The organism is Pseudoalteromonas sp. XMcav2-N, assembly GCF_024124545.1.
GTDB lineage: Bacteria > Pseudomonadota > Gammaproteobacteria > Enterobacterales > Alteromonadaceae > Pseudoalteromonas.
In genome coordinates, this window is record NZ_JAMXSF010000016.1 from 20,703 (window position 1) to 45,133 (window position 24,431).

The window sequence follows — 24,431 nt, forward strand, 5'->3', positions numbered from 1 at the left end:
GTAATGCAAAGTAGGATGGATGTTTCTAATTTTTATCCATTCGCTAAGGGACTGTCATGTTATCACTCAGACCATTTGAACCTGCCGATGAATCAAGCCTGGTTAGCTATTTAAATAATCCGGCGACGGTGCACTTTTTGTCACCAAAAGTCCCTTCTCCTTACACTGTGGAAGATGCGCAGTGGTGGATCAACACGGGCAGTCGAGAAGGGATCACCCGAGCGATTATTCTGGACGGTGCGTTGGTTGGATGCATCGGGGCGCGTCAGGGCACCTTTGAGTATTGTCGCAGCGCAGAAATTGGCTACTGGCTGGCTGAAGAATATTGGGGCAAAGGCATTACCGGCCGGGCATTGCAGTTGCTGACAGACGAGATTGAAGCCACCACAGACCTGGTTCGGTTAGAAGCGGTGGTTTTCGCACAAAACGCGCGTTCTGAGCGGGTACTGGAAAAAGCGGGGTTTGAATTTGAAGGGGTACGTCGCAAGGCAATCTACAAAAACGGTTCTTTTTCTGACGCCCGTTTGTTTGGCAAGCTGCTCGTCTGCTGAAATCGTTATCGGCAACATGCTATCGGCAATAATAAAGCAATGACGGGCCGGATTAACCACAGCCCGTCTTCGCTGTTTATCTTTTCAAGTTAAATTTAAATGCATCAGGTTTAAGCTGTTTTACCTCGGGGATAAAATACCGGGTATCATAGATGCCTTCATAATCGTGCCAATGCAGGCCCTCGTCATCGCTATCTGACTCATCATAATGCCAGGGTTCCAGTGGTTCGCGTAGAAAGCTTACATGCAGGTGGTTTTTGTGATTGGCTTTGACCTGGGTTACACCCGTGAGGTTATCGGCAAAGATGATCTGAGTGGCGCCCAGCTGGACCAGTGCATCTACCAGGCTTTGTGTCGCCTGGCGGTCATACGCCGCATCGCCGACGTTGATGGGGCCACTTTGGGTGCCGATCGGGCGAATGTCCACCGTGCCACCAAATTTATGGGTAAAGTGCGGCGGGTTTATGCCACCCCAGCGCATCGTGGCACCGGTTATGGTTAAATGATCGGGCATACCTGCTGGCTTATCGGGCTGGGCATGCCAGGCTTGCCCCAGGTTTTGCAGCGCCGTGAGTAAGTCTGGATGTAAATGACGGCCTACCAATCCTGACGTTGTCAGACCCTGCGACGGCGTGTCAGGGATAGCAACCAGCCCGGTGACTGCGCATTTCACTTTTAATTCGAGATGATGGGTGCTGGTCTGAGCGATGAACTGGTCTGTGCCTGGCGTACCGTCGTTGCCACAGCTATGAAAATTGTCAATCGAGACAACAACCTGGCCTTTGGCATCCGTTACCGGAGCGGATACGTTGTAGGGTGCCGTTAAACGAAACAGGCCTTGTTCAATCCGGGTCAGAACTTTAGCGCGTACACTGCTGCTAAATCGGGCTGCCATACCTGTCGGGTCGCGCCATTGTGGCGTGGTCAGGGCAAGAGGCGCTGAATTTATCTTAACCGGTTCACCCACTATGGGCAGGCCCTGGCCGTTGGTTAACGTGAGTGTCCATATGGCGGTATTGCCATTTTTAGGGTAGAGGGTGACCTCGGTGGCGTTTTCGAGCCATTGCTGGCCAAAGTAGCCACTGCCATCGGGCGCCATTATCAAACCATCATAATAAAACTGGCTGGACAGGGTTGAGGTATATGGTGTAATTGCAAAAACCGGGCAGCATAAACCCAGTGCGGCGCTAATGAGCGCATTCCGTGCTTTCATAATGTCTCTCCTTGAGTTGTTGATACCAATTTGCTTGATTAAGAGTCCTATTTTGAGGCGAGAAAATAGGCTCGATAACAAGGCAAAAATTTAGCTATTTAGTTGTTCTAAATGAAAAATTTTTAACACCGTTAGCGTCATATTTGCTCCGTCAAATTGAACATGTATTAAGTGAAATTGGTATTACTCAAGGCTAGCAGCTCAGAGGGGTGTGACAAATTTATTAAGGTGCAGATTTTTCATGTAGCAGGGGAAAGGTAGAAAGAGCAGAAACGAAAAAAGCGAGCCTTAGCTCGCTTTTCTTGCAAAATGCGTAGTAATTAAAGAACTACGATTTTGTCAGCCTGAGGACCTTTTTGACCCTGAGACACTGTGAATTCTACGCTCTGGCCTTCAACCAAAGTTTTGAAGCCGTCGCCTTGGATAGCGCTGAAGTGAGCGAATACGTCAGGGCCATTTTCCTGAGAAATGAAACCAAAACCTTTAGACTCGTTGAACCACTTAACTGTACCAGTAACTGTGTTAGACATAGTATTAACCTGTAATATAAATAAAAAATTAACCTTCGATAGGTGTGAATGCATCAAAAGTAGAGGTGAAACTTAAATACTGCAGGTTGTGTTACGCGGTGTAAAACAACGAATTGTAGGATGTAAATATCGACTTTCTTTCTAGCGGCCTTCACTCTACAGAGACTCTCTGTGTCTGTCTAGTATTATTTGTACAAATTTTAAATTTATCTTGTGGCGCACCTTCGGCTGACCATAACAAAACAGTACAAAGAGCGTACAGGACATTGGTCCCCACCTAGATTTCGTCTATAACCTGAAAAGCCCGATATTCATCGAAGGCGAATTGGTCTGTCATGCCACTGATATAGTCAATGACCAATCGGGCTCTTAGATAAAACTCCTGTTCTGCGAGGTCGGGTATGGCGGCATTCATGGTGTCGCTGTTAAGTGCACTTCGATAAGCCTGTTTGTGTTTCTCGGGGAGCTTTTTAAACAGTCTGGCGGAATAGATAGAGATAGCGGGGACTTGCGTATCTGTGGTGAGTGGAATGTCCATCAGCTGCGCAAACTGCGCTTTACTCAGGTGAAGCAGTGGTTCATAGATATTGAGCAAACCGCTGATAACCCGATAGCCCTGCAACTCACGACCTTCAACCTCAGGGTGAGAAAAGGCCCATTTTTTAGCAACCTGCTTAAAGGTTTTGATGAGCAGGTGACAGGCACTGCCATCTTCAATCAGCGCCTGATTGAAGTGTCCGGCTGTCACCGCATCCAGATTATTGACGAACTGTTCAGCCGCATGCTTTGGCAGTTTTTGGTTCACCTCAACCCGCAAAAAGACAAAAAACTGACTCTGATTGCCTGCGATTTTTTCACTACGGCGCGTGGCAACCCGGATCATGTCTGCCATTAGCCCCCGATCTGACTCGGGTAAGTGTGCGCTGAGTGCCGCATAGGTGTTGAGCAGAGCGGTTTGGAGCTGCGAATAACTTAATATGTTCTTCTCTACAGCGTCTTCAAGGTCGGCCATGCCGTAGGAAATATCATCGGCGGCTTCCATGATATAAGAAAAAGGTGCCCGACAACCCGGCGCAATGCTTAATGTCTCTGTGAGCCTGTCAATATAACCCTGTTCACTGAGGTAGAAGCCCACTTTTTTCTTAAGATAGCCCAGTGGCTGCTGTTGTTGTGGCGGTGCTTCGGTACCACAACGGGTGTACTTCATAATGCCTGACACCTGTGAGAAGGTGAGGTTCAGGTTAAGCAGGGTATGCACCAGACGGATCCCCTGCGCATTGCCCTCAAAGTGGGTCAGATCTCTCAGTATATCGGGGTGCATTGCACGTCCGCTAAGCTGTTTGAAGAGCTCATCAATGTGGCCGTCCAGCCAGTCACTGATAGCAGCCTCGCCAAAATGGCCAAAGGGCGGGTTACCTATGTCGTGCATTAAGCAGGCCATTTCCACAATGGACTCCAGCATACGCTGATACTCGCTGCTCAAAGACTGATGGTTACTTTGTGGCTCGAGTAATTCACAGATCAACTGACAGATATAGCGACCGGCCTGCTGCACCTCCAAAGAGTGGGTTAACCGGGAGCGAACGGCGGCGTTGCGTTCAAGCGGGAACACCTGAGTTTTTTGTTGCAGCCGACGCACGGCAGCCGAAGTGATGATGCGGTTGCGGTCGCTTTCAAATTGTTTGAATAACGGGCTGGAAAATGCGTGAGGACGATCCGCTTGGATCTTACTGCTTAAGGTCGCCATCATCTGTCCTTATGACTGTGTTTATATTGCTATGTTGTCTGTTTTATATCCATAAAGCAACACCTTAAGTCGTTATGCCAGAGGCTGTTTGAGCAAGTCCAGCAAGGCCTGAGGGACAAATTTACGGGACGTGGTAATGGCGTAAAAGTGCTCATAAATGGGCAGTTTACTTTGATACTGCTCCAGCAAGCCCAGGGCTATTTCATCTTTGACAACCACCGGGGGTAACACCGCCAGGGCGCCGCTGTCTCTGGCCAGCAGTCGCAGCATCGCCATGTCATCGACTTCGGCCTGAATGTCGGGTTTATACTCATGCGCTGCACACAGGGCGTTAAAGGCTGAGCGGATCTCAGTGGTGGGTCCCGGTAGTACCCAGCGTACCTTGTCATACCCTGTCGGAAATTCACTGCTGATACCGGCACCTTTCGGGCCAACGATGGCAACCTGCTGCCGCGATACCAGTTGCGTATGCCAGCGGGCTTCATCCTGACTGGCCAGGCGATTGGTGAGAACCAGATCCAATTCATGATTAATTAACCCTTGCAGCAAAGTATCCATATCCCGGGTAGTCAGGGTAAAGCTGATGTGAGGATCACAGAGTAAAGGACTAATAAAACTTTCTATGAAGTTTCGCGACAAGGTGGTCTGCACGCCAATGGACAGGTGTTGTCGTTCGGTCGCTACACCTTTCAATAAAAAGGACTCCAGCTCTTCGCCTTTGTAAAAAATATCGTCGGCATACACCAATACTTGTTTGCCCGCATCGGTCAGAGTTAGCCGGCGGCCCTGTTTTTCGAATAATGAGACGCCCATCGTGTGTTCCAGCCGTTTAATCTGGATTGACAGGGCGGACTGAGAAATGTGTACATCCTGAGCAACCTGCGTCAGGCTGTCAGCTTTGGCAACACGCCAGAAATAGTAGAGGTGGTGATAGTTGAGGCGGCTCATTCAATAGTTATAAAAAATATATGATTTGGTTAGAATATATATATTTTTTATATCTTTCAACGTCTGACATACTGAGCCCGTTCTGAATGGAGTGGGATAATTATGTCAATATCATTAATGATGATGCTCGTCATCACGCTCAGTTTTGCGCTCAGTGCCTGGCACTGCGGCCGTGCCGAACGCATCGGCAAACGGTTTGTAACTGTCTTCTCTGGCTGGCTGTTGGTTCTGTTGGTCACAGCCCTTGCAGGGCAGGGCGTCGACACTAAGATACTTCCCGACAGTGCCTTCACTCAATGGGTTTATGTCACTTCACTGGGGCTGTTCATGTTTGCTCTGGTGATATTTATGGCCATTATTCTGATGCGCTTTTCTCTTAACTATATGGCTGGTGAGCCGCGCCTGAATGTTTACTGGCGCTGGCTGCTTGGCACCCTGGCGGCGGTGTCTCTGGTGGTGTTGAGCAATCACTTGCTGCTGCTTTTACTGGGCTGGACGCTGATCAGCCTGGCTTTGCACCAGCTGTTACTTTTCTATCCTGAGCGTCCCCGTGCAGCCCTGGGCGCACACAAAAAATTTATTCTGGCGCGTCTGGCCGAGCTGGCGCTGTGTGTTGCCGTGTTGTGTTTATATCAGGCTCACGGCACCTTTTTGTTGACCGATATTCTGGCACATTATCAGGCTCCCAACCCTGAAGTCAGTGTTTACACCCAGATTGCCGCAGTATCGCTGGTACTCGTTGCGCTTATCAAATGTGCACAGTTGCCGGTACATGGCTGGCTGATGCAGGTGGTAGAAGCACCTACGCCGGTCAGTGCCTTGCTACATGCGGGTGTTATCAATCTGGGTGGCTTTTTAATGATAATGTTTGCGCCTCTGGTTATGCAGGTCGCCATTGCGCAGTGGATCTTGCTACTCGCTGGCGGCCTGACAACAGTTCTTGCGGCGCTGATCATGACAACCCGGGTGAGTGTTAAGGTTAGCCTGGCCTGGTCAACCAGTGCGCAGATGGGTTTGATGCTGATTGAATGTGCGCTGGGTCTTTATGAGCTGGCACTGCTGCATTTACTGGCCCACTCTGCCTACAAAGCCCATGCTTTTCTTAACTCAGGCAACGCTGTTCGCGAAAACCTTCAGGCACGTCTGGCAGTCCCTGTCACCCCGTCAGTGACACGCTGGCTGGGCGCGGCGCTGCTGAGTGTCAGTCTGGTTGCTGTGGCCTACTGGCTGGTGGGTCAGAGCACAGCCCTGAGTATGTGGGCCTTACTGGCAATGTCGCTAACCTTGCTGCTGGCACAGCGCAGCAGTGCGCACCACAGTCTGCCATGGGTTGGTGTGGTGGCGCTCAGTGTGCTGTTGCTGGCCAGTTATGCAGCCCTGAAAACCCTGCTGGCGCAGACCGTCTTTGCTAATGTGGCGCTGCATGAAGCGCCTTTGAGTGCGGCGGATAGTGTGGTGCTGGCGCTGTTTGTCAGCCTGTTTGTATTGAACTGGCTACTAACCTACCGGGCAGCACACCCTAAGGTACAAAGCCTTTCTGTGGTGCTGTTTGCCGGATTGTATCTGGATGAGTGGTGGACCCGGCTGACGTTGAAAGTGTGGCCGGTGAGGCTGCCGGCCCCAGTCAAATCGCAACGCGCCGTCAAGCGCCCGTATGGATTAATTCAGGAGTCTTAACATGGCAAGTGATATTCGCACACTTACTCAGGCACAGCGGATGTCTGTCCAGGCTGCCTGCCAGAAGTTGGCACCCAGCTGGCCGCTGGACCAGATGATAGCCGTCAGCCCCTACTGGCCGATGCGCAACGAGCGAATTGAACAGGTCAGCGCACGGCTCAGCGCGCTGGCGGGGATTTCAATGCTGATGCCGGCCAGCGATTATCTGGACTGGTATAGACGGGGCCTGATCAGCGAGCAGGCACTACACATGGCGCTGGCAGAGTCAGGGCTAGGTATGAGTGCTGCCGAACTGGTTCAGGCACTGGAACGTGCGCCAGAGCAGGCACCCTGGCAGTCATTGTCAGCGTTATTGGATGAGCACCGGGCGCGTCACAAAATGGCCTGGAGAGATGAAATCATTCATCAGATCAGCCAGTTCTGTGCTGCGCATTTTCAACAAGCTCAGCCCATGTTGCATCGTGAGCATAGCAATGCGCAGCCTGCTCTGTACACGCACTGGCTGGCGGTTAGTCAGCGCGATCGCGGGCTCAGTATCGTGTTGGATGAGCCTGATCTGCACCGCTATTTTAAACAGTTGCCAGACGACCCGGGGGTTTTGATAGCGCAAGCGCTGGATACCTTTGGGGTGCAGGACGACCAGGTTGAGTTGTATGCACATGCGCAGCTGCTGGATGTGAGCGGATGGGGCGCCTGGGTCGCTTATTTGCGCTGGCAGAACGAGCTCAAAGGCGATCCACAGGATCAAATGCAGGATCTGCTTGCCATTCGTATGGCATGGGAGCTGGTGCTGTGGCGTTATCAGCAAGCCCACTTTCCAACATTTTTTACTACTTTGGCGCATAAATGGAAGCAATCTCTCGCAATGCTGTCGGAACAACCAGCGCAACATCAAACGCAACAAAAGTCCCTGTGGATCTGGGCCAGAGCAGCAGAGCTGAGCTATCAGCAGCAACTGCATAAGGCACTGAGTTGCCCGGCAAATCAGCCGGCACAGGCCATACAGTGTCAAGCCGCATTTTGTATCGATGTGCGTTCTGAGGTTTATCGTCGCGCACTGGAAGCGCAAAGCGATGAGGTACAGACGATGGGGTTTGCGGGCTTCTTTGGTTTACCGATTTCATACCAGGTGCAACAGGCAGATGTGAACCGCCCTCAATGCCCGGGTTTGTTGTTACCAAGTCTGGTGGCCTCTCATAGCCAGACAGATAAACATGGCGCCGCTTCGCTCAATGCAGGCGCCCGCTGGCAGGCATTTTCTAAATCGGCCACGGCCTCATTCTCTATGGTGGAATCGGTGGGCTGGCTGGATACCTTTAAATTACTGAAAAAAGCCTTCTTTGCATCTGAACAGGCCCATCCGGTTGACAAGCTGACGAACAGTCAGGACTGGTCGTTGACACAAAATGGAGAGGAACTGAGCGTACAACAAAAGGCGGGCCTGGCCGCTGGCGTGCTGAATGCGATGGGGTTTGAGCAGTTCGCCCCCACTGTGCTATTGGTTGGACATGGTAGTCATTCTACCAATAACTTGCAGGAAGCGGGGCTCGGGTGCGGTGCGTGCGGTGGACAAAGTGGTGAGGTAAACGTCAAAGTGCTGGCCTGGTTACTCAATGACAAGGCGGTGCGTGCGGCATTACCTGAACTGGGGATTGAGATCCCAGAGCTGACAAAATTTGTAGCGGCACTGCACAATACCACCACAGATCATATTCGTTGTTATGATGAACAGCCGGATGCTCAGATTGCGTTGTGGCTTCAGGGTGCTACAGCGGCTGCACAAAAAGAGCGGGCGGCAAAGCTGGATACTCAGTTAGCTGATGCAAGTCGGGAAGCGCTGGATCAGGCCCTGATAGCACGCAGTCTGGATTGGTCCCAGACTCGTCCAGAGTGGGGACTGGCAAACAATGCTGCATTTATCGTTGCACCCCGTAGCTGGACCCAGGGCATTGATTTACAGGGGCGCAGCTTTTTGCATGATTATCAGTATCAGCAGGATCCAGACTATCAGGTTCTGGAAGCCATTATGACTGCCCCAATGCTGGTAACCCACTGGATCAATATGCAATACAATGCCTCGACCACAGATAATCTGCACTTCGGCAGTGGTAATAAGGTGTTGCATAACGCGGTGGGTGGCAATATCGGGGTATTTGAGGGCAATGGCGGTGACTTGCGAACCGGTCTTGCAATGCAGTCGCTACACAACGGATACGACTGGATGCATCAGGTGTTACGCCTGTCTGTTTATCTGGCAGCACCTAAATCCGCGATTAAAGAGATTGCTGAGCGTCATGAGGTGGTCAGGCAGTTGATCGATAATGAGTGGTTGTACGTATTTCAGTGGCAACAGACGGGCGAGATAAGCCGCTTTTATCAAAATCGCTGGTGGCCGGTGTCGGTTGAATCGTCCGTATCAGATGAAGAATCAAAAATAGTACAGTGTCTTTGACTTCTGGTATTTGTACTACCAGAACAAAGCTGTGGGGCACGAAGCGGCAACCTCCGGGTTGCCGCTTTTTTATTACCACGGCGCTTGGTATATCCGTGTGGATCTGCCACAGTTATAGTAACCATAGGGAGTTTACTATGAGTGACTTAACGTACAAAACAACAGGCAATAATTCGGAGTGAGCATGTCGGGAGATATCGTCAAAATTCAGGCTGAACACTGGTCAGCAACTCAGCTTAAGTTAAAAGCACTCAGTGAAAAAATGGCCGAACTGGAACCTTTAATCCTGGAAGCTGCCGAGCAGCTCGACCCGCACAGCTGCAGTTATGATGCGAGCAAACGTCAGGCACTGGCAAAACGTCTGAAAGCGGTGCTGTCTAAAGACGGTGACGCGGTATCACAAATCAAATAACCAGTGTGATATTTAACCTAAGCACTGCCCAAGCGGTGGCGTTTTTGTTTAAAGCGGATAAGGCAAAATCAGATTGCACAAGAGCATATCTTTCCCTAAATTGTCATTGCGGCTCGTGTGAACGGCTCTAGAATAATAATTATAGAAGGAAGTTGGTAGGTGATATGAATATATCGCAATGTCTTGTTATCTGCAGCATTTTGGTATCCGGGCTGACTTTGAGCAAAGCCGCGGTGGCGGATACGCTTGATGTTTCAGTCGGTTGGACCAAACCGCCTTACGTTATAGAACAGGGAGACACTGGCTTTGAACTGGATATGGTGAAAGCGATTTTTGCTGCGCTGGGCCATGATCTGCAATTCGTTTATGTCCCGTTCGGTCGTTCAGATTCGCTGCTGAAAACCGGCAAAGTTGATGCGGCACTGACCATGAACCGACGTATGGATCTGGCGGGGGCGGTCTTGTCTGAACCCTACATTACCTATCATAACACCGCAATTAGTTTAAAAAGTCGTAACTTAAAGCTGCACAGTATCAGTGCACTTGAGAATTATGCCGTAATTGGATTTCAAAATGCATCGCTGGTCCTGGGGATGGAATATCAGCTCGCAACCGCCAATAGCCCTTTGTACATAGAGCTGCCAGATCAGAAAAAACAGGTTGAGCTACTGCTGCAGGGCAAAGTCGATGTAGTCGTCATGGATATCAATATTTTTAACTATCTGAGCAAGGCAATTCTTGGTCGTGACCAGATGGTCAACGTGTCGGTGCATTATCTATTTCCCGCATCACCTTATCGCATTGCATTCAGAGATCCTGAGCTTAAAGAGGCTTTTAATCTTAAGATGGTACAGTTCAAAAATAGCCCCGCCTATCAAAAGTTACTGAGTCGATATCAATTCCTGCAATAAGCCTTTTCACCTTTCCCGCTTGGCCACAATCAGGTTGTTGTCACTGACACTCAGTTTTTGATGTCTTATTTTGTCGTTTTTGTGTCTTAAGTGACACTGCTTGTTCGGTTATGATGTACATCAAAGGAGTAAACTATGACCAGAAAACAAGTATATTTTATCGCGGATGGGTTTCAGGCCCTGGACTTATTTGGACCGCTGGATACCTTTATGGAGGCTAACGCCTGCGTGCCAAATGCTTATGCGAGTAAGCTGCTGAGCATAGTAGCGGGTCCGGTCAGAACCGCTTACGGTCAGCAGGTTCATGCCGATTTTGGGCTGGGCGATGATATCGACCTGGATGATTTGATCATCTGTGGTGGCAGTGGCATGCGGACGTTAACGCTTGGCGCCCAACAACTGGCAGCTCTGTCTGCGCTGGCAGACAAAGCAGAGCGGGTATTCAGTATCTGTACCGGCGCGTTTGTGCTGGCCCAGCTTTTTCCTGATCAGGCATTAACCCTGACGACGCACTGGCGCTATTGCGAAAATTTGGCCCGGCAACATCAACATTGCACCGTTTCTGCGGACCCTTTGTATATACAGGACCAGCATGTCTGGTCGTCGGCAGGGGTGTTGTCAGGTGTTGATCTGGCACTGGCCATTGTGAGAGAGGATCATGGCAACAGTATTGCCGCACAAGTGGCGAAAGATTTAGTGGTCTATCTGCAACGATCAGGAAACCAACATCAGTATTCAGATGCCCTCGCACTGCAATCTGGTGACAGTTTAAAGCTTTCTCCGTTAATGGATTGGTTAAGCACACAGCTTAATCAGTCGGTCACGGTATCCAGGATGGCTGAGTTTTGTAACCTCAGCGAGCGGCAACTGACACGCTTGTTTAAGCAGCATCTGAATTGTACACCCAGCCACTACTTTAAGACCCTGAAACTGAATCATGCACGTGACCTGCTCTGTGAAGAAAATATCAGTCTGCAACATGTTTCGGGCAAGCTTGGCTTTAACAGCTATGACAGTTTCAGGCGCGCATTTATCAGGCAGTTTGGGGTATCCCCGTCACACTATACAAAAGGAATTAACCGATGAAATACAAACTGATAGCGCTGGTACTTGGTTGCTTTACACTCAATGGCGCCGCTTCACCGCTCACCCGGACAGAGCAACAAGCCTGGCTGGAAGACATTGACTTTTATGCCCAACAGGTTAAAACGCAACACATTCAGCCATTTCATACCCTGGCAGAAGCGGACTTTGACCGCAGAGTTGAGCGCCTCAAAACACAACTGCAAGGGCTCACACAAGCGCAGGTAGAAACCCGGTTAATGGCGATAAGCCGGGCAATAGGCGACGGACACAGCAATTATTTTATGATGTCGGGGCCACATCTGCACTTTCCATTTCGGTTTAAATTTTTTGGCGATACCTTACGTGTTATCGACACCACGTCAGCATATCGCAACTTACTGGGGGCTCAGCTTAGCTCAATCAACGGGGTGAGTGTGGCTGAGTTGTACACTCAGTTGGTGGCTACTTTGCCTGGTGTAGACAATCAGTACAGTGAAAAAGCCAGCTTTGAGTACTACCTGTCTTTACATAAATTATTGCTGGGGCTTGAGATAGTAGAAGAGGAACAGCCTGCGTTGTTCAAATTTGTCATAGGGGAAGAGGAGAGCAGTGTACCGGTTTCGCCCATCAGTATGCGTGAATTTGGCAAACTCAGTTCTGCTTATTCGCGCACTGAGCCCGAATTGACTACACAAAACATTGGCATGCCTGGGATCACATTGAGCCTGTTCAGGCAGCACAAAGCCGCTTACTTTGACTTTAGGTCCTATCCCAAACTAGAGCAGATAATAGCGAATTGTGAGGGCTTACAGGCAACACTCAGGGCGGCTGGCTCGCGCGTTATAATTGTTGATTTCAGAGGCAACGGTGGCGGTAATTTCTACTCGGGCCTGGCGTTGTCTGCGTGTTTGCAACCTCTGGATCAGATTGACTGGATGCAGGGAGTCTATGTGTTATCAGATGGAGAAACCTTTTCTGCTGCCATGACCAATACCGTGCAGTTCAGACAAATCCTCAATGCAACAGTGGTTGGCACCCCAACCGGAGGTGACCCAAATCAGTTTTCAGAAAACAGCGTGTTCTCGCTGCCAAACTCGGGGCGTCGGTTCAGCTTGTCGAAACGTTACTATCCATTTTCAGACGTACAAAGTGATGCCGTGTATCCGGACATACACATAACACCGAGCTGGGAAGACTATCGCACAGGGAAGGATACTGTGCTGATATATCTTCTATCACAACTAAGCGCACGCACTCCGTTGTCTGTATCGATTGAGTAGAAGCTGCGATTAAGCAAGGCATGGGTTCAGTGGCCCAGTGCCTTGTGTTCTCAACACGCCCAACTGGCACTGTTGAAGCAAACGTTTATAAAGGCAAGTTACACTCTAGCGTGAAACAATCCGTTGTTATACACAGATCCAGTGCAGAGCAGTGATGGTTTGTCAGTCCGGGAAAAGCACCTCCTGCAACCTGGTGTGTTGCGTGCTGTGGCATTTGATTTGCCGTGTGCGTCAGGTTTTTAACCGCTTTCTTTTTGAAGTTAAGTTTCATAATTATTCCTTTAAGTGACGCGCTCACCCAATTGAGCACAGCAATAAATTACCCTAAATAGGTAATTGTGCAACAGAAAAATGCAATTGTGGCAGAGCTCCGCCTGTTATTGGTGTGGCGGCATCCTTAAATTGCTCAATGGCCTTGGTCGCTGGTGTTAATGGCTTTCTTCATTGTTTCTCTTTCGGTGCTTAATATCTCTCATTTGCTGATTTTTGGATCTTTAAATTAACATAACCTCTGTGTTTTATTTTAATAATCTGATTTTTAAGACTAAAGATATTTTCTTCAATAATGGTTGTTGTTAATTTTATTTTTTATTTTTGTGAAATTTATTTGTGTGGGTCGGGTCTTTTTGTATGAATTCAAAAGGAGATACAACATGACCACATTATGCAAACCCGCGACTTTTTACCCAGAGCACCTCGTCAATGCTGATGACATCATGACAGTCATTGAAGTTTGTCACCCCGACAGCCCTTATAAGCAACGGGCCTTTGAAATGATCCAAAATACAGAGGTCAAAAACCGGCACCTGATCCTGCCGCTTACTGAAGTCGTGAAGCTCGAGGACTTTGGCGCGCGTGCCGCTCGCTACAAAGAAGCAGCCATTGATATGGCCCAAGCCGTTGCATTAGAAGCGATGGAAAATGCCCGGGTGCAGCCGGAAGACGTCGATATGGTGATAGCTACGTCTTGTACTGGTTTTATGATGCCCTCATTGACTGCGCATTTGATTAATCGACTGGGTTTGCGTAATGAAACCAAGCAAATCCCGATTGCACAGCTAGGCTGTGTGGCAGGGGCCTCGGCGATTGGTCGGGCATTTGAATACTGCCAGACCCGCAGAAACAGTAATGTGCTGATCGTCTGTGTTGAAACTTCCTCATTGTGTTTTCATCGAGAAGCCAACCGCTTACAGGACTTTATTAGTGATGCACTGTTTGCCGATGGCGCTGCCGCTGTGGTCATGCGTGGTGACGGCCAGGTATCTGGCCTGAAGCTGACCAATAATCAAAGTGTTACCATCAAAGATACATTGCCTTACATCGAATATGATATTACCCATCAGGGCTTTAAGTTTTCTCTGGATAAGCAGGTCATGCACTCCATTCCCCATGTTGCACCTTATCTGCAATCATTCTGCAGGCGCAGTCTGTCGCGCGATGCCAACCAGGTTGATAGTACGATTTTTCACACAGGTGGAAAACGCATTCTCGATGAGCTGGTGCGGTGTTTGTCGCTTGAGCCAGATATGGTGGCCCGCTCCCGGGCTTGCCTGGCTGAAACGGGCAATACCTCCAGCGTAGCAGTCATTGATGTTTTAAAGCGGACTTTTGACTCTGCAAGGCACGGCGATACCAGCCTGCTTGCTGCATTTGGGCCCGGATTTACCTCAGAGATGAGCGTTGGGGTGTGGCACTGAGCTGAGAAGATGAATCGCCCGCGACTATTCTGAGCCAGGGTTGTCAGTGTGGTACGCGCACCCCTAATTTAACGGAGGTTGACGAAGTTTGGCTTGTCAATCTCCTGATTATGAGGCCCTGGTCCCGTCCGTCATTCTGTCTTTATAGATCGCAGTACTGGGTGTTGGTTGTGTTTTCTACATCAATCTTGGCGAGTAGAGTTCACTTAAGTCGTAATTCGTAGTCTGCCATCCTCCCGAAAACTTCTGATGTAATAGCCTGTAATTGAATGCTTTTCTCAGACGTACTAATTTCATGTTTCAGATTTGAATACAATCTATTTGTTTTTTTGCAATTAATAGCGTTATAAAACGCTGAGTGATCAGAAGGAGTCATTGCTCATGAGCAGAGATGTCACACTTACTATCGAAAACAATACGGGCGTAGCGCTGAACTATGTCAGTAAAAATGCAAAGCACGGTAAGTTCGTTAAAAACCCACCCGCTAAAATTGAATCAACAGGTTCCTGGAAATGCAGCAGTGTAGACGGTGGGCTGTATGGACCTGAGGGAGATGTTGTGTACCAAATGGAAAACCAGAATAGCACCATCAAATTCACATTTGACCACCCGATCTCGAGCACGAAAAGTCATTATAAGGTGAAGCCCGATCCCTCTGACGCAGTGGACTTTGAAGTGGAGCAATCTGGAGGCACCGTTCAGAAAGTTATTTATAAGCTGTACTCAAAAAGTGAGTGAGTTCGCCTCGTAGCTGATAGTTCCTATCAGAGTTTACCGATTAAACAGGAATAAAATTATGGAATCTGCCACTCAGAACCCACTGACTGGTGTCACTATTGGTTCAAAGGTGTTTTCATCTTCAACCGCGCAGTTTAAACACAGTGTGCTAAACAAAAATGTGAGCCAGATGGTAGCGCAGGAAAAATCCGACAAATTCATGTCGGGTGAAAGTAGTTATGTATATCAAGGTCACATGAATGAAGGCTCTTTTGGTATGTCTGGCGCTTATGGCGTCTCAGGCATAAGCCAGTTTAAGGCCTCTTTGGCTGCGTATGCAGGTAACGCCGTTGCGCAGTCTAATAAATCGATTACAGTAAACTATAATGCAATGTCTCAAGCAGGTATTGAATATATTGATTTTGAAAACCTCACTGTAGGTAGCTTTCTTGAAAGCTTAAATAGTGGTGCAAATGCAGCCTGTATTAAGGCACTTGATGCATACAATGAGGTAATGGCTGAGGCTGGCCGGCTTGATGTTGATATTCAGACTGCGTTGAATGACCCTGCAAAGTATCCCGAGCTCACTGCAAGCATCAATGAGTGGATCCACGCCTGCAACGAGTTTAACAGTGGATATGGCGATGGCCTGGTCGTTGGGGTGCTGTGGGGGGCTTGTGGCTGGGTGCAAATGAAGATGGAGTCTGAAACCGAAGACAGCTCATGGCAATACGGTGGTGAAGCCAGCTTTTCTTATTCTGGGGCACTCAACCCTGTTAATGTCAATGTCAAAACGACCTATGCCGGAAGTAACTCCAGCAGTGATGCCAAGGTCAAAGTAACGTGTAAATCGTTTTGTAGTGGCTCTAAGTTAGAAACGGCTATTGACACTTGGTTTAATGAACTTGCAGGCAAAAGTTACAAGGAGCTAGCGGATGTGGAGGTCATGGCCAAAGCCCCTAGCTTGTCTATCAAAGATACACCTAAGATCCCCCCATTTGAAAAACCTCTGGTAAGTGAGAGTGTGGCCAGTCGCGTGGGAAAAATAAAGGACTTAAAAGGGCTTGAGGCACTGGCTGTGGCTTCTGCCTATGATGAGGCTAAACGAAAAGACAGAAGTTTAACGCTTGAGCAGTTTATGAAAGATGCAAAAGAAAAAGCGGATGTATCTGGATTAAATAGTACCATTAAGCAGGTTAGTGATAACAGTATTGATACGTTGGGTCAGGATAATCAGCTGGATACCCATGTTGAAAAAGCGCGTCTTCAGAGTAGGGCGGGAATGGTAGCCTCAGCTGTGTCACACGCTGTTGAGCCTGTCTCTTCAGGTGCCCCTGCAACTCCGGAAGGGTGTGTCCCTCTGGGCGTGTGGATCTCAAACTGGTCAGATATTTTCCCCTGGCTGGCGCGCGGTTTTGATAACAACGTAAAAAATGTAGGCGACATCAGTTCTTTGAAAATCCGGGTAATGCTTCAGGATTTTCAAGCGCTGAACAAAATCTATACTATTGCGCATAATTCGGGGATCACTAATCTGACTGATAAAGTCAGAACGTCAGACATAGCCAACGCATTTTCCCATGGGGCAGGGGAGCTACAACTTTCTAACGCAAATGTTAGCTCGATAGTTGACGGGTTAGGGGAAGAAGCACGAAAAATCTATAAAACCTGGAATGACAATGGATTCCTGAGGGACTGTGAGCTGGGTCTGGGTCTACTCAAAGACGATAAATCTGTGAGTTTTGAAAAGGTACCAGGAGGCTCCGATAAGCGTCAAGCCTACTATTTGGACTCTTGTTCGTTTCGAGCTAAAGACAATGATTACTGGAAATTCAGCCGGTTCTATTCCTTATTGCCCCTTATCACAATGGAAGGCGATGTATGGCTATTTGGACCAGAACGGGGCGCAATGAGTTCTATCTATGACAATGAAGTGGTGTTCTCAAAACCGGGTAAGGCCAAATATCTTAGATTTAAGTTAGATACGGAGCGTAAAGTGCTGACAGGGCTGGAGGATAAGGTCATTTGCTATCCAATCCCATTTTCTGCTGCCATTGGTATTAACGGCGGTAAGGAGTCTGCCTGGCATGGCATGTCGGTTAGTACCAATGTAGCGTCCTGTTATAGTTTGCGGGAGAACCTGGAACAACTGCAGACTCGCCTGCAAAGCTTGAATGCCTGGACTTTCAGCAACAGCTGGCCATCGGACTGGACGCCAGACACACCATACACGCAGCAGTCTATCCCGAAACAATACATAGGGCTTGCAGAGGAGGTTACAAGTGTAATCTAGTCGCACCAGGTCCTAAACTTCATACACTTTTTATAGTGGTCAGAAGGACCTGACCACTATACCTGTGCAGCACTACTTAAACAGTTCCAGCTCACCTAAGCTCAGGTAATTGCCCAGATCATTTGAGACATCAAGGCGGTAGTACTGATAGTGTGCCTTTGAGTCCAGGCAGTATTCAGACATAGCCGGGAAGTCGGGCTTGTCGCCTGACCCAATGGGTGTCCAAACCTGTTGATCGTTACTACCAAACAGTTTCCAGCTGGTGGTGATCCAGGTTGTGGTGTGATTGTAGCCCTGGGCAAGTGCGATTTTAGATACCGCCTCTGCCTGAGGCAAAGTCACATAAACTGACTCCTGATTTTCTTTGGAAAACCAGACGTGGTTGTAGCTGTAGACCACGACACCATCATTCAGGTGATTAATGCTGCCATGGCTGGTGGTCGCGACTTCAAAAGCGCTGATATCAACTTTCTCATCTGCCAGCTGGCAAGCGCGGTTGGGCACGGTACCATCTCCTATGGTCAACTCGAAATCGCCGCTTTGCTCAGTGACATCGACCCAGTGTCCGTACCAGCCGTTGAAATCCAGTGACGGTGTGCCATAGTAGGTGGCTTTTATTCCGTCGTTGTTGATCACATCAAAGGTAATGTACTTAGTGCTGTCTGGTGCGTTGATCTGAGGTTGAGCACTGTGTACCTGGCTGCCCGAGATGATGCTGCCCTGACTGTCTGTGGCAATAAAATGCGTACCACGAAACTCAGGTGTAAAGGTTGTCAGTTTATCCTGAGTTAGCAGGTTGTCTCTGAGGCTATCTTGTTTGAGGATCAGTCCATCACTTTGCGCTGTTGCAGAGCAGGCAGCCAGTGCCAGCGCACTCAGTAAAAACTGGGGGTTTTTATTGGTAAACATCGTTATTCCTTAAATTATCCTTGTTTCCGGTAACCCATTTTAAGGGACAAACCAATAATTAAGAAGGCTTTAAGGGTATAAAGTTTGTTTTATATCACAGTTGGCAGCATAGCCTTTTCAAAAAACTATTCAATACGATATAAGCGAGGGCGCTATAAGGAGCCTGTTGCATGAACGATTGAATAGAGAAAACACTATGTTCCAGCCGCGACGGCCCAAACCTTATCCTCATGGCCGCGCAATCACGTTTGTTGGCATTAAATTTTTGTGCAAAGAGCCTGGCCTGTGGTTTCACACCATTATCTAATCAGGATATTTTGGTTTTCGGTAAACGTGATTGTTCCAATCTGGCAGACATCAAGGATACAATGTGGCCGCTTAAGGAGAAAGTATGCTGCAAAACACCATCCGTCAGAAAATATCAAAACGCTCTGTACCACTACTGGTCTACCCCTGTCTGCTTTTTTGCTGGCTGTTAAGCCTTGGCCCGGATCTGGCTGTGAGCAACTTCTATCAGCAGATACAGATAGCGCTGACCATGGTATTTGGTTCATTTATTGCCGGCGGCACGGCGCTTGGTGGCGGGGCAGTGGCCTTTCCCGTCATGACCAAAGTGCTGTCTGTTGAGCCGTCGACTGCGAAGGTGTTTTCGTTGGGTATTCAGTCCTTTGGCATGGTGGCCGCGACACTGACTATCTTGTTTTTTAAGATCCGTTTTTATCATAGAGTTGTATATTCGGCGCTGCTGGGGGCGATCCCAGGCGTAATTGTTAGCCTGACGCTATTGAGCGACCTGCTGCCAAGGTTGGCAATCAAATCCTTATTCAGCGTACTGCTGATTTTGTTTGCGGTGACCCTGATAAAGCAGCTCAGAGTGGGCATTCAGTCTCATTTGACAGAGAGCTCAACTGACTATCAGTATATCCCTTTGGTTGGACTTATTGGTGGGCTGGCAAGTGGCCTGGTGGGATCCGGAGCCGACATTTTTATTTTTGCCTACCTGGTTTTAATGCTGAAAAAAGACATCAAGGTTGCCACGGCAACCAGCGTGATCATTATGGCCATCACCTCTGTTGTGGGCACGATGACGAATATGCTGGTACTGGACACGCTCACACCCGAGATCCAGCTCATGGTGCATGCAGCCATCCCAGTGGTGATCCTCGGTGCACCACTGGGGGCGCTGGTGTGTGCAAAATTACCTGAGCGCGGCGTGGTTAACATGTTATTGCTGCTTATCGCACTGGAGACCGGGTTCACAGCGTATGAGTGTGTCAGACTGTATCTGTAGGTAGAAATAGCCTGTGTAGAGCTGACATGCGGGGTCTGTAACCATGGAGTGTACTGATAAAACTATCAGCTGTTGAGTGGCAGCAAGTATAAGTGTGAGAAGGAAGCGCACTGGCTTTTTTAAAAACCGTCTCCGATTATGGTTAACCAGACATCGAGAGCGGGGCAATATCAGGCAATGAAGCCTAACCCAGCGCCCATTACTTTTTATGAGGCAGGACCCAATAGCGAAAAATGCTCAACGATGGTATTTTACGGCAATATTGATAGTGGGCAGATATCAAATTCCATTAAGGATGCAGCATTGATATTAAGAAAAGACATTGATTATTCAACCTATTCGCTCAGCGAGCTAAAAGAAGCCTGGCTTAGCGTAGATGAGGACGCATATCCCGAAAGAGCAATAGAACTCTACACGCACATAAAAAGCCTGGAACCCGAAGATGATAAAGAAACGGCTGAAGGTGAGGTAGAGGAAGCAACACACTGGCTTGAGGACCTACTGTGTTTTCTTTTTAAGCCACGCAGTAACTTTGTGGATACCACCTTCAGCGATGAACTACTTGAACAAAGCAATGCAGAAATGAAAGAACAAAGAGTGTTGGCAATGATAGAAGCCAAACGCAAAGCTGAAGAATCAGATACACAGCTGTAGACGTGGTAAAGACAGCATCAGGCTTCCACGTAAGCCGCCTATCGGGTTAACCGAATACCGCCGTGAAATATCAAACAAAGCAAATGGCTTTTATTTTTTCCAAGGATTAAACATGGATCACTCCAATCCCACCCATACGTTTACTATACCCAGGCAATATTTACTGCTTGCAGTATTGGCTGTATCTATTTTGGCATGCATATTCATTATTAACTGGGCACGCACACCTGAATACAGGCCATTGGTGCAGGATATGCGGGTGGTTGATGCCGTTAAAATAGTCGACATCCTTGAAATGCATGATATTACCTACAGGGCTGAACTGTCTGAGCATATTTTATATGTTCTTAAGCGAGATGCCGATCAGGCGCGCCTGGCACTGGCCAGAGCCGGATTCGTGCTCGAATACCCTGAAAAAGCTCTATTCACCGGATTACCAGAGGCATGCACCTTACTGGAAGATCAGGCTGGGGAGAAAAAAGTGAAACCCTTGTGGGAGCAACCCTGGTTTATGCAGTCCCAGAGGTTGCTTATGGGTGCACTTGTAATGATAGTCTTTATACTGGCTGTTATACGACCAGCGTTGTCTGCTCTGATTTACCCACAGGCCAAGAAGTAATTGTGCAGACTGAAAAATGGGGCCGATCAAAACCGTTGACAAATAACATGTACTTTAGGTTTTGAAGCTCACTTGTTGCCTATTCACTGGTTGGTGTTATTTTTGGCTTGAGTAAACAGGGATTCGGGTAAAGTCTGCGTTGTTTCTTAAATCATTGAACTAATCCTGCCTTGTATGAGCAGATATCAAACGCAGACACCGAGACTGAACGTTGAAAGAAAAGCGTATCACTAACTGGCGTGAATACAACAAAGCTCTTATGGCCAGAGGCAACATCCAGCTGTGGTTTTCCGAGGATGCAATTACTCAGTAGAACAACACGCAACATCACGGCGGCAAAGGGCTAGCTAATCATTTCTCTGAGCTGGCAGTTCGTTACAGACCAAATTCTTGTGCATCCGCAGGCATTGATATCGTGGTTGATAGCACCGGTTTGAAGGTATACGGAAACGGCGAGTGGCACGCAAGAAAACATGGTGTGAACCAACGCCGGACCTGGCGAAAGTTACACCTGGCCATTGATGCAAATACGCACCAAATCGTAGGTGCTGAGTTATCCACAATCTCCGTAGCTGATTCAGAAGTTCTAGGCGACTTACTCAGGCCATTGCGCAGGAAGGTCAGCTCGGTCAAAGCGGATGGCGCTTATGACCCGAGGCTGTTATGCCGAAGTGGCAGCCAAAAAGGCCGACGCAGTGATCCCTCCAAGGTGCATCGCGCAGTTGTGGAAGAATGGACATGCCCGTAACAGCGAATTCAAGGGTCAGCGAATTCAAGGGTCAGGTCTTGCATTGTGCAGAGCGTCTGTGGCAAAAGCCCATAAAAAAAGCCCCCGCAAATGCGGAGGCTTATTTATTGGTGGAGCTGGGGGGATTTGAACCCCCGTCCAGAAAGCGTCGACCTTCGGTCCTACATGTTTAGTATCGTCTTTTGGTTAACCTTTAAGTCTCGGACGAACACGATAAGTAAAGGCGAGGCCGCTTAGTTTTAGCCCTTCAACCCCGGCCAGGGTTTCCGTAGCGATCTTGTGTAGGGTGACACTCCAGAACCAGAACCACAAGCATTTCATGGAGGAGTGCTAGCGGGCTATTATGCCGCTAGAGCGTAGTTATCGTCGTTTGCGATTACTTTAAATGCGGCTTTTTTACGAGGCCAACCGCCCCTCGACATGCACCTCAGGCTTCATGAATCCTGTCGAATCCTAATCAGCCCCTGAAATCTCTTTCAGTCAGTAATTGTGATTATACCCAATAAAATCCCTAAAGCTCAAGCTAAGTTTGCCGATAAGTATAGTGATAAGAACTACTTGGCGGTTTTATACTCAAGTCTCATTTACAATCGTTTATATTTTGTGTAGTTGAGCGACTGGTTGGGCTTAACAATTAGGGAAGGTTGTGCTCAAATAAGGCAAGGCGATGGTTGTTTTAACTTGTCGCTGTAAGTCAGTTTTACCGATTCGTACCTGTTTTAGCTGGGTTCGAATTTTGGCTGCATCTTAGATTATGGGAAATATAGCACTTTGGTTGTATTTTTTCCAAATTATTTTTGTTGTTTGCCAAGATTAGCTTGCATATATAGGTACAACTGTAAAATGATGGGACTTGATGTTGGCGCACTAAAAAGCATGCGTGCTTTTACGGCGACGGCATAACAGGCTGTTTTCTGTTTAGACTCTATACAGATTGTCAGCAAGGATGCAATACAGTATCAGAGGTTACACAGCGGCCCTTGTCCTACGTATAGACCTGGTAGTGCATAATAAATTTAATAACATCATGCATAATTTTCGGGAAGTAAGTGATGTCTTTGTTTCATTTTGATGAGGAGTCAGGGTACGTTTCAATTAACGAACACCCTGCAAATACCGGATTTCCGGCCAGTTCCGCGCAGCTTGTTGAAGCGCTGGAAAGCTCTCCTTATGCCGACTTTGATATCATACATGCCAATATCGGGCAGTTGTTTTCGCCGTCGGATGATAGAGAAAAGGATTCCTTAATTGTAGCTAAGGCGGTTGACGCCGAGCTGTCTATTCGGGTCGATGACAACAATATGATGGCCGAAGCTCGACTGACGACAGCACGGGGCGGCAAAATGGTGACCATGGAGCAGGCCCGTGAAGCGCTAAAATCGGCCGGGGTAAAACGCGGGATCAGCAAGCAAGCACTGGATACTTTCTTAGGTCAGCAGTTTGAGCAGTCTCCTGGTAGTGTCTATAGTGGCATTGTTGCCCATGGTCAGCGTGCCAAAGATGGCACTGACGCCAGATTTGTTCGTTTGTGTATGACAGCGCAAGACAGAGTTCTGAGCCCGCAACAAAAAGACGGTGGCAAGGTTGATATGCGCGACCTCGGTGCCATCATTACCGTCAGCCCCGGCAGTCCGCTGATGAAGCGTGTGCCGCCAACGCCAGGCGAAGAAGGGTATTCTGTATTTGGTGATGTGCTTGAGCCTAAACAGGGTAAAGACTTTGCCCTGGAGGTACCGGAAGGCACCAAAATCTCTCCCGATGATCCTAACCTGCTAATTGCTGACTCCAAAGGGGTGCCCGTGGCTATCCCACGCGGTATTCGCGTTGATGACGTGCTGTGTTACGACCAGGTGGATGTAACAACGGGCCACATTGAGTTTGATGGTAGTGTGATTGTCAGTGGTGATGTTAAAGACGGCATGAAAATCAAAGCGTCTGGTGATATCACAGTGATTGGCTTTGTTGAATCTGCACACCTTGAAAGCAATGGCGCGGTGACAGTTATGCTGGGCGTGATAGGTCGTAAGCGCGAAGAGGGCGAAGATTTCAGTTGTTGTATAAAAGCAAAACGCACCGTTTCTATTGGCTATGCACAGTATTGCCATATTGAATCTGAGCAGGACCTGTTAATTGAGCGTCAGGTATTACATTGCGATCTCAGAGCCAAACGCATGATCCGGGTCGGCAAAGGGGATACGCCCAGAGGTAAATTGATAGGCGGTACTGTATTCGATGCCATGCGCATTGAAGCCGGTGAAGTGGGTGCACCGTCGGGAACCCGAACGCGTATTGCGCTGGCGCAGGATTGGCATATGCTGAAGAAAAAACAACAAGAATTCAAAGATCTGGAAAAGCGCCTTGCCGATAAAACCCTTGCCCTGAAGCGGGCCCAAATCAAAGCGCAGAAAGCACCGGCTTCCACCAAACGTGATGCTTATCTCAGTAAACTGGCTGTGAATGAGCAGCAACTCAGCAAACATTATGCACGTAATCAACGCAATATGAAGCTGGTACAGCTCAAGCTGGCACGGCTACTAAAGATGAGCCGGATCAAAATCAACGAGCTAATGCATCCGGGTATCGAACTTACCATTGCCAGAGACAGCAAGTCATTCTCACGGATTTATCCGCCGCATTCGGTATTGCTTGATGAGGGTAAGATCACTCAGGAGTTTGCTACACAATAATGTTGTCGCGATACCTGTGGCAGGTATCGC

The 24,431-nt window shown here is 48.4% G+C and carries 20 protein-coding genes, 1 other RNA gene and 1 pseudogene; 15 read left to right on the forward strand and 7 right to left on the reverse strand.

What is annotated here, in order from left to right; translation table 11 throughout:
• Positions 1–56: 56 nt before the first annotated feature.
• Positions 57–551, forward strand: coding sequence for a GNAT family protein (locus NH568_RS18315; protein WP_253049605.1), 495 nt, complete (start codon positions 57–59; stop codon positions 549–551).
• 76 nt (positions 552–627) lie between these two features.
• Here NH568_RS18315 and NH568_RS18320 read toward each other — a convergent pair whose 3' ends face one another.
• From NH568_RS18320 to NH568_RS18335, 4 genes are all read right to left on the reverse strand, one after another.
• A complete protein-coding gene (locus NH568_RS18320; protein ID WP_253049607.1) occupies positions 628–1,764 on the reverse strand; it encodes a hypothetical protein in 1,137 nt (378 codons plus the stop codon).
• Positions 1,765–2,084: 320 nt separating this feature from the next.
• Positions 2,085–2,294, reverse strand: coding sequence for a cold-shock protein (locus NH568_RS18325; RefSeq protein ID WP_010385841.1), 210 nt, complete (start codon positions 2,292–2,294; stop codon positions 2,085–2,087).
• A gap of 277 nt (positions 2,295–2,571) precedes the next feature.
• Complete coding sequence (dgt, locus tag NH568_RS18330; protein WP_253049609.1) at positions 2,572–4,044, reverse strand: dGTPase; 1,473 nt, start codon at positions 4,042–4,044, stop codon at positions 2,572–2,574.
• A 69-nt stretch (positions 4,045–4,113) separates the two neighbouring features.
• A complete protein-coding gene (locus NH568_RS18335; protein WP_253049611.1) occupies positions 4,114–4,989 on the reverse strand; it encodes a LysR family transcriptional regulator in 876 nt (291 codons plus the stop codon).
• Between the two features lie 102 nt (positions 4,990–5,091).
• Between NH568_RS18335 and NH568_RS18340 the strand changes: the two genes are divergently transcribed.
• The 6 genes from NH568_RS18340 (at position 5,092) to NH568_RS18365 (ending at position 12,786) form a co-directional block, all read left to right on the forward strand.
• Complete coding sequence (locus NH568_RS18340) at positions 5,092–6,666, forward strand: NADH-quinone oxidoreductase subunit L (protein ID WP_253049613.1); 1,575 nt, start codon at positions 5,092–5,094, stop codon at positions 6,664–6,666.
• A gap of 1 nt (position 6,667) precedes the next feature.
• Positions 6,668–9,118 carry a DUF2309 domain-containing protein gene (locus tag NH568_RS18345; protein ID WP_253049615.1) on the forward strand — a complete coding sequence of 817 codons (2,451 nt, stop codon included), beginning with the start codon at positions 6,668–6,670 and terminating at the stop codon, positions 9,116–9,118.
• A gap of 184 nt (positions 9,119–9,302) precedes the next feature.
• On the forward strand, positions 9,303–9,530 hold the full coding sequence (locus NH568_RS18350; RefSeq protein WP_253049617.1) for a hypothetical protein: 228 nt from the start codon (positions 9,303–9,305) through the stop codon (positions 9,528–9,530).
• 164 nt (positions 9,531–9,694) lie between these two features.
• Positions 9,695–10,441: a transporter substrate-binding domain-containing protein gene (locus NH568_RS18355; RefSeq protein WP_253049618.1), complete on the forward strand. Its 747-nt coding sequence runs from the start codon at positions 9,695–9,697 to the stop codon at positions 10,439–10,441.
• Between the two features lie 135 nt (positions 10,442–10,576).
• Complete coding sequence (locus NH568_RS18360) at positions 10,577–11,527, forward strand: helix-turn-helix domain-containing protein (protein WP_253049620.1); 951 nt, start codon at positions 10,577–10,579, stop codon at positions 11,525–11,527.
• The gene (locus tag NH568_RS18365; RefSeq protein WP_253049622.1) at positions 11,524–12,786 is read left to right on the forward strand and encodes a S41 family peptidase; all 1,263 of its coding nucleotides are present in this window, start codon (positions 11,524–11,526) and stop codon (positions 12,784–12,786) included. The genes NH568_RS18360 and NH568_RS18365 overlap by 4 nt, the downstream gene beginning before the upstream one ends.
• Positions 12,787–12,871: 85 nt before the next feature.
• Here the strand turns inward: NH568_RS18365 and NH568_RS18370 are convergent, their stop codons facing one another.
• Entirely contained in the window at positions 12,872–13,057 is a 186-nt protein-coding gene (locus NH568_RS18370) for a hypothetical protein (protein ID WP_253049624.1), read from the reverse strand.
• A 382-nt stretch (positions 13,058–13,439) separates the two neighbouring features.
• Here NH568_RS18370 and NH568_RS18375 point away from each other — a divergent pair, with 382 nt between their 5' ends.
• The 3 genes from NH568_RS18375 to NH568_RS18385 all read left to right on the forward strand — a co-directional run bounded on the left by NH568_RS18375 (position 13,440) and on the right by NH568_RS18385 (position 17,493).
• Positions 13,440–14,483 carry a type III polyketide synthase gene (locus NH568_RS18375; protein WP_253049626.1) on the forward strand — a complete coding sequence of 348 codons (1,044 nt, stop codon included), beginning with the start codon at positions 13,440–13,442 and terminating at the stop codon, positions 14,481–14,483.
• A gap of 381 nt (positions 14,484–14,864) precedes the next feature.
• Positions 14,865–15,221 carry a hypothetical protein gene (locus tag NH568_RS18380; RefSeq protein WP_253049628.1) on the forward strand — a complete coding sequence of 119 codons (357 nt, stop codon included), beginning with the start codon at positions 14,865–14,867 and terminating at the stop codon, positions 15,219–15,221.
• A 58-nt stretch (positions 15,222–15,279) separates the two neighbouring features.
• The gene (locus NH568_RS18385) at positions 15,280–17,493 is read left to right on the forward strand and encodes a hypothetical protein (protein WP_253049629.1); all 2,214 of its coding nucleotides are present in this window, start codon (positions 15,280–15,282) and stop codon (positions 17,491–17,493) included.
• Between the two features lie 72 nt (positions 17,494–17,565).
• Here the strand turns inward: NH568_RS18385 and NH568_RS18390 are convergent, their stop codons facing one another.
• Positions 17,566–18,402 (reverse strand): hypothetical protein, encoded by an 837-nt coding sequence (locus NH568_RS18390; RefSeq protein WP_253049631.1) that lies wholly within the window; start codon positions 18,400–18,402, stop codon positions 17,566–17,568.
• 391 nt (positions 18,403–18,793) lie between these two features.
• Here NH568_RS18390 and NH568_RS18395 point away from each other — a divergent pair, with 391 nt between their 5' ends.
• The 4 genes and pseudogenes from NH568_RS18395 (at position 18,794) to NH568_RS18410 (ending at position 21,714) form a co-directional block, all read left to right on the forward strand.
• Entirely contained in the window at positions 18,794–19,693 is a 900-nt protein-coding gene (locus NH568_RS18395; protein WP_253049633.1) for a sulfite exporter TauE/SafE family protein, read from the forward strand.
• Positions 19,694–19,996: 303 nt separating this feature from the next.
• Positions 19,997–20,347 carry a hypothetical protein gene (locus NH568_RS18400; RefSeq protein ID WP_253049635.1) on the forward strand — a complete coding sequence of 117 codons (351 nt, stop codon included), beginning with the start codon at positions 19,997–19,999 and terminating at the stop codon, positions 20,345–20,347.
• Positions 20,348–20,459: 112 nt separating this feature from the next.
• A pseudogene (locus NH568_RS24090) lies at positions 20,460–20,732 on the forward strand (hypothetical protein); the annotation flags it as partial.
• Positions 20,733–21,381: 649 nt separating this feature from the next.
• A complete protein-coding gene (locus NH568_RS18410) occupies positions 21,382–21,714 on the forward strand; it encodes a transposase (RefSeq protein WP_253049638.1) in 333 nt (110 codons plus the stop codon).
• Positions 21,715–21,822: 108 nt separating this feature from the next.
• On the opposite strand, the gene ssrA is transcribed toward NH568_RS18410, so the two are convergent.
• Positions 21,823–22,179: a transfer-messenger RNA gene (gene ssrA / locus NH568_RS18415) on the reverse strand.
• Between the two features lie 587 nt (positions 22,180–22,766).
• Between ssrA and NH568_RS18420 the strand changes: the two genes are divergently transcribed.
• Positions 22,767–24,401 (forward strand): FapA family protein, encoded by a 1,635-nt coding sequence (locus tag NH568_RS18420; RefSeq protein ID WP_253049640.1) that lies wholly within the window; start codon positions 22,767–22,769, stop codon positions 24,399–24,401.
• Positions 24,402–24,431 lie beyond the last annotated feature (30 nt).

Bases quoted from the DNA above. Each gene is read 5' to 3' on its own strand.
- NH568_RS18315 (WP_253049605.1), top strand. From the start codon at position 57: ATGTTATCACTCAGACCATTTGAACCTGCCGATGAATCAAGCCTGGTT.
- NH568_RS18320 (WP_253049607.1), bottom strand. From the start codon at position 1,764: ATGAAAGCACGGAATGCGCTCATTAGCGCCGCACTGGGTTTATGCTGC.
- NH568_RS18325 (WP_010385841.1), bottom strand. From the start codon at position 2,294: ATGTCTAACACAGTTACTGGTACAGTTAAGTGGTTCAACGAGTCTAAA.
- dgt (WP_253049609.1), bottom strand. From the start codon at position 4,044: ATGATGGCGACCTTAAGCAGTAAGATCCAAGCGGATCGTCCTCACGCA.
- NH568_RS18335 (WP_253049611.1), bottom strand. From the start codon at position 4,989: ATGAGCCGCCTCAACTATCACCACCTCTACTATTTCTGGCGTGTTGCC.
- NH568_RS18340 (WP_253049613.1), top strand. From the start codon at position 5,092: ATGTCAATATCATTAATGATGATGCTCGTCATCACGCTCAGTTTTGCG.
- NH568_RS18345 (WP_253049615.1), top strand. From the start codon at position 6,668: ATGGCAAGTGATATTCGCACACTTACTCAGGCACAGCGGATGTCTGTC.
- NH568_RS18350 (WP_253049617.1), top strand. From the start codon at position 9,303: ATGTCGGGAGATATCGTCAAAATTCAGGCTGAACACTGGTCAGCAACT.
- NH568_RS18355 (WP_253049618.1), top strand. From the start codon at position 9,695: ATGAATATATCGCAATGTCTTGTTATCTGCAGCATTTTGGTATCCGGG.
- NH568_RS18360 (WP_253049620.1), top strand. From the start codon at position 10,577: ATGACCAGAAAACAAGTATATTTTATCGCGGATGGGTTTCAGGCCCTG.
- NH568_RS18365 (WP_253049622.1), top strand. From the start codon at position 11,524: ATGAAATACAAACTGATAGCGCTGGTACTTGGTTGCTTTACACTCAAT.
- NH568_RS18370 (WP_253049624.1), bottom strand. From the start codon at position 13,057: ATGAAACTTAACTTCAAAAAGAAAGCGGTTAAAAACCTGACGCACACG.
- NH568_RS18375 (WP_253049626.1), top strand. From the start codon at position 13,440: ATGACCACATTATGCAAACCCGCGACTTTTTACCCAGAGCACCTCGTC.
- NH568_RS18380 (WP_253049628.1), top strand. From the start codon at position 14,865: ATGAGCAGAGATGTCACACTTACTATCGAAAACAATACGGGCGTAGCG.
- NH568_RS18385 (WP_253049629.1), top strand. From the start codon at position 15,280: ATGGAATCTGCCACTCAGAACCCACTGACTGGTGTCACTATTGGTTCA.
- NH568_RS18390 (WP_253049631.1), bottom strand. From the start codon at position 18,402: ATGTTTACCAATAAAAACCCCCAGTTTTTACTGAGTGCGCTGGCACTG.
- NH568_RS18395 (WP_253049633.1), top strand. From the start codon at position 18,794: ATGCTGCAAAACACCATCCGTCAGAAAATATCAAAACGCTCTGTACCA.
- NH568_RS18420 (WP_253049640.1), top strand. From the start codon at position 22,767: ATGTCTTTGTTTCATTTTGATGAGGAGTCAGGGTACGTTTCAATTAAC.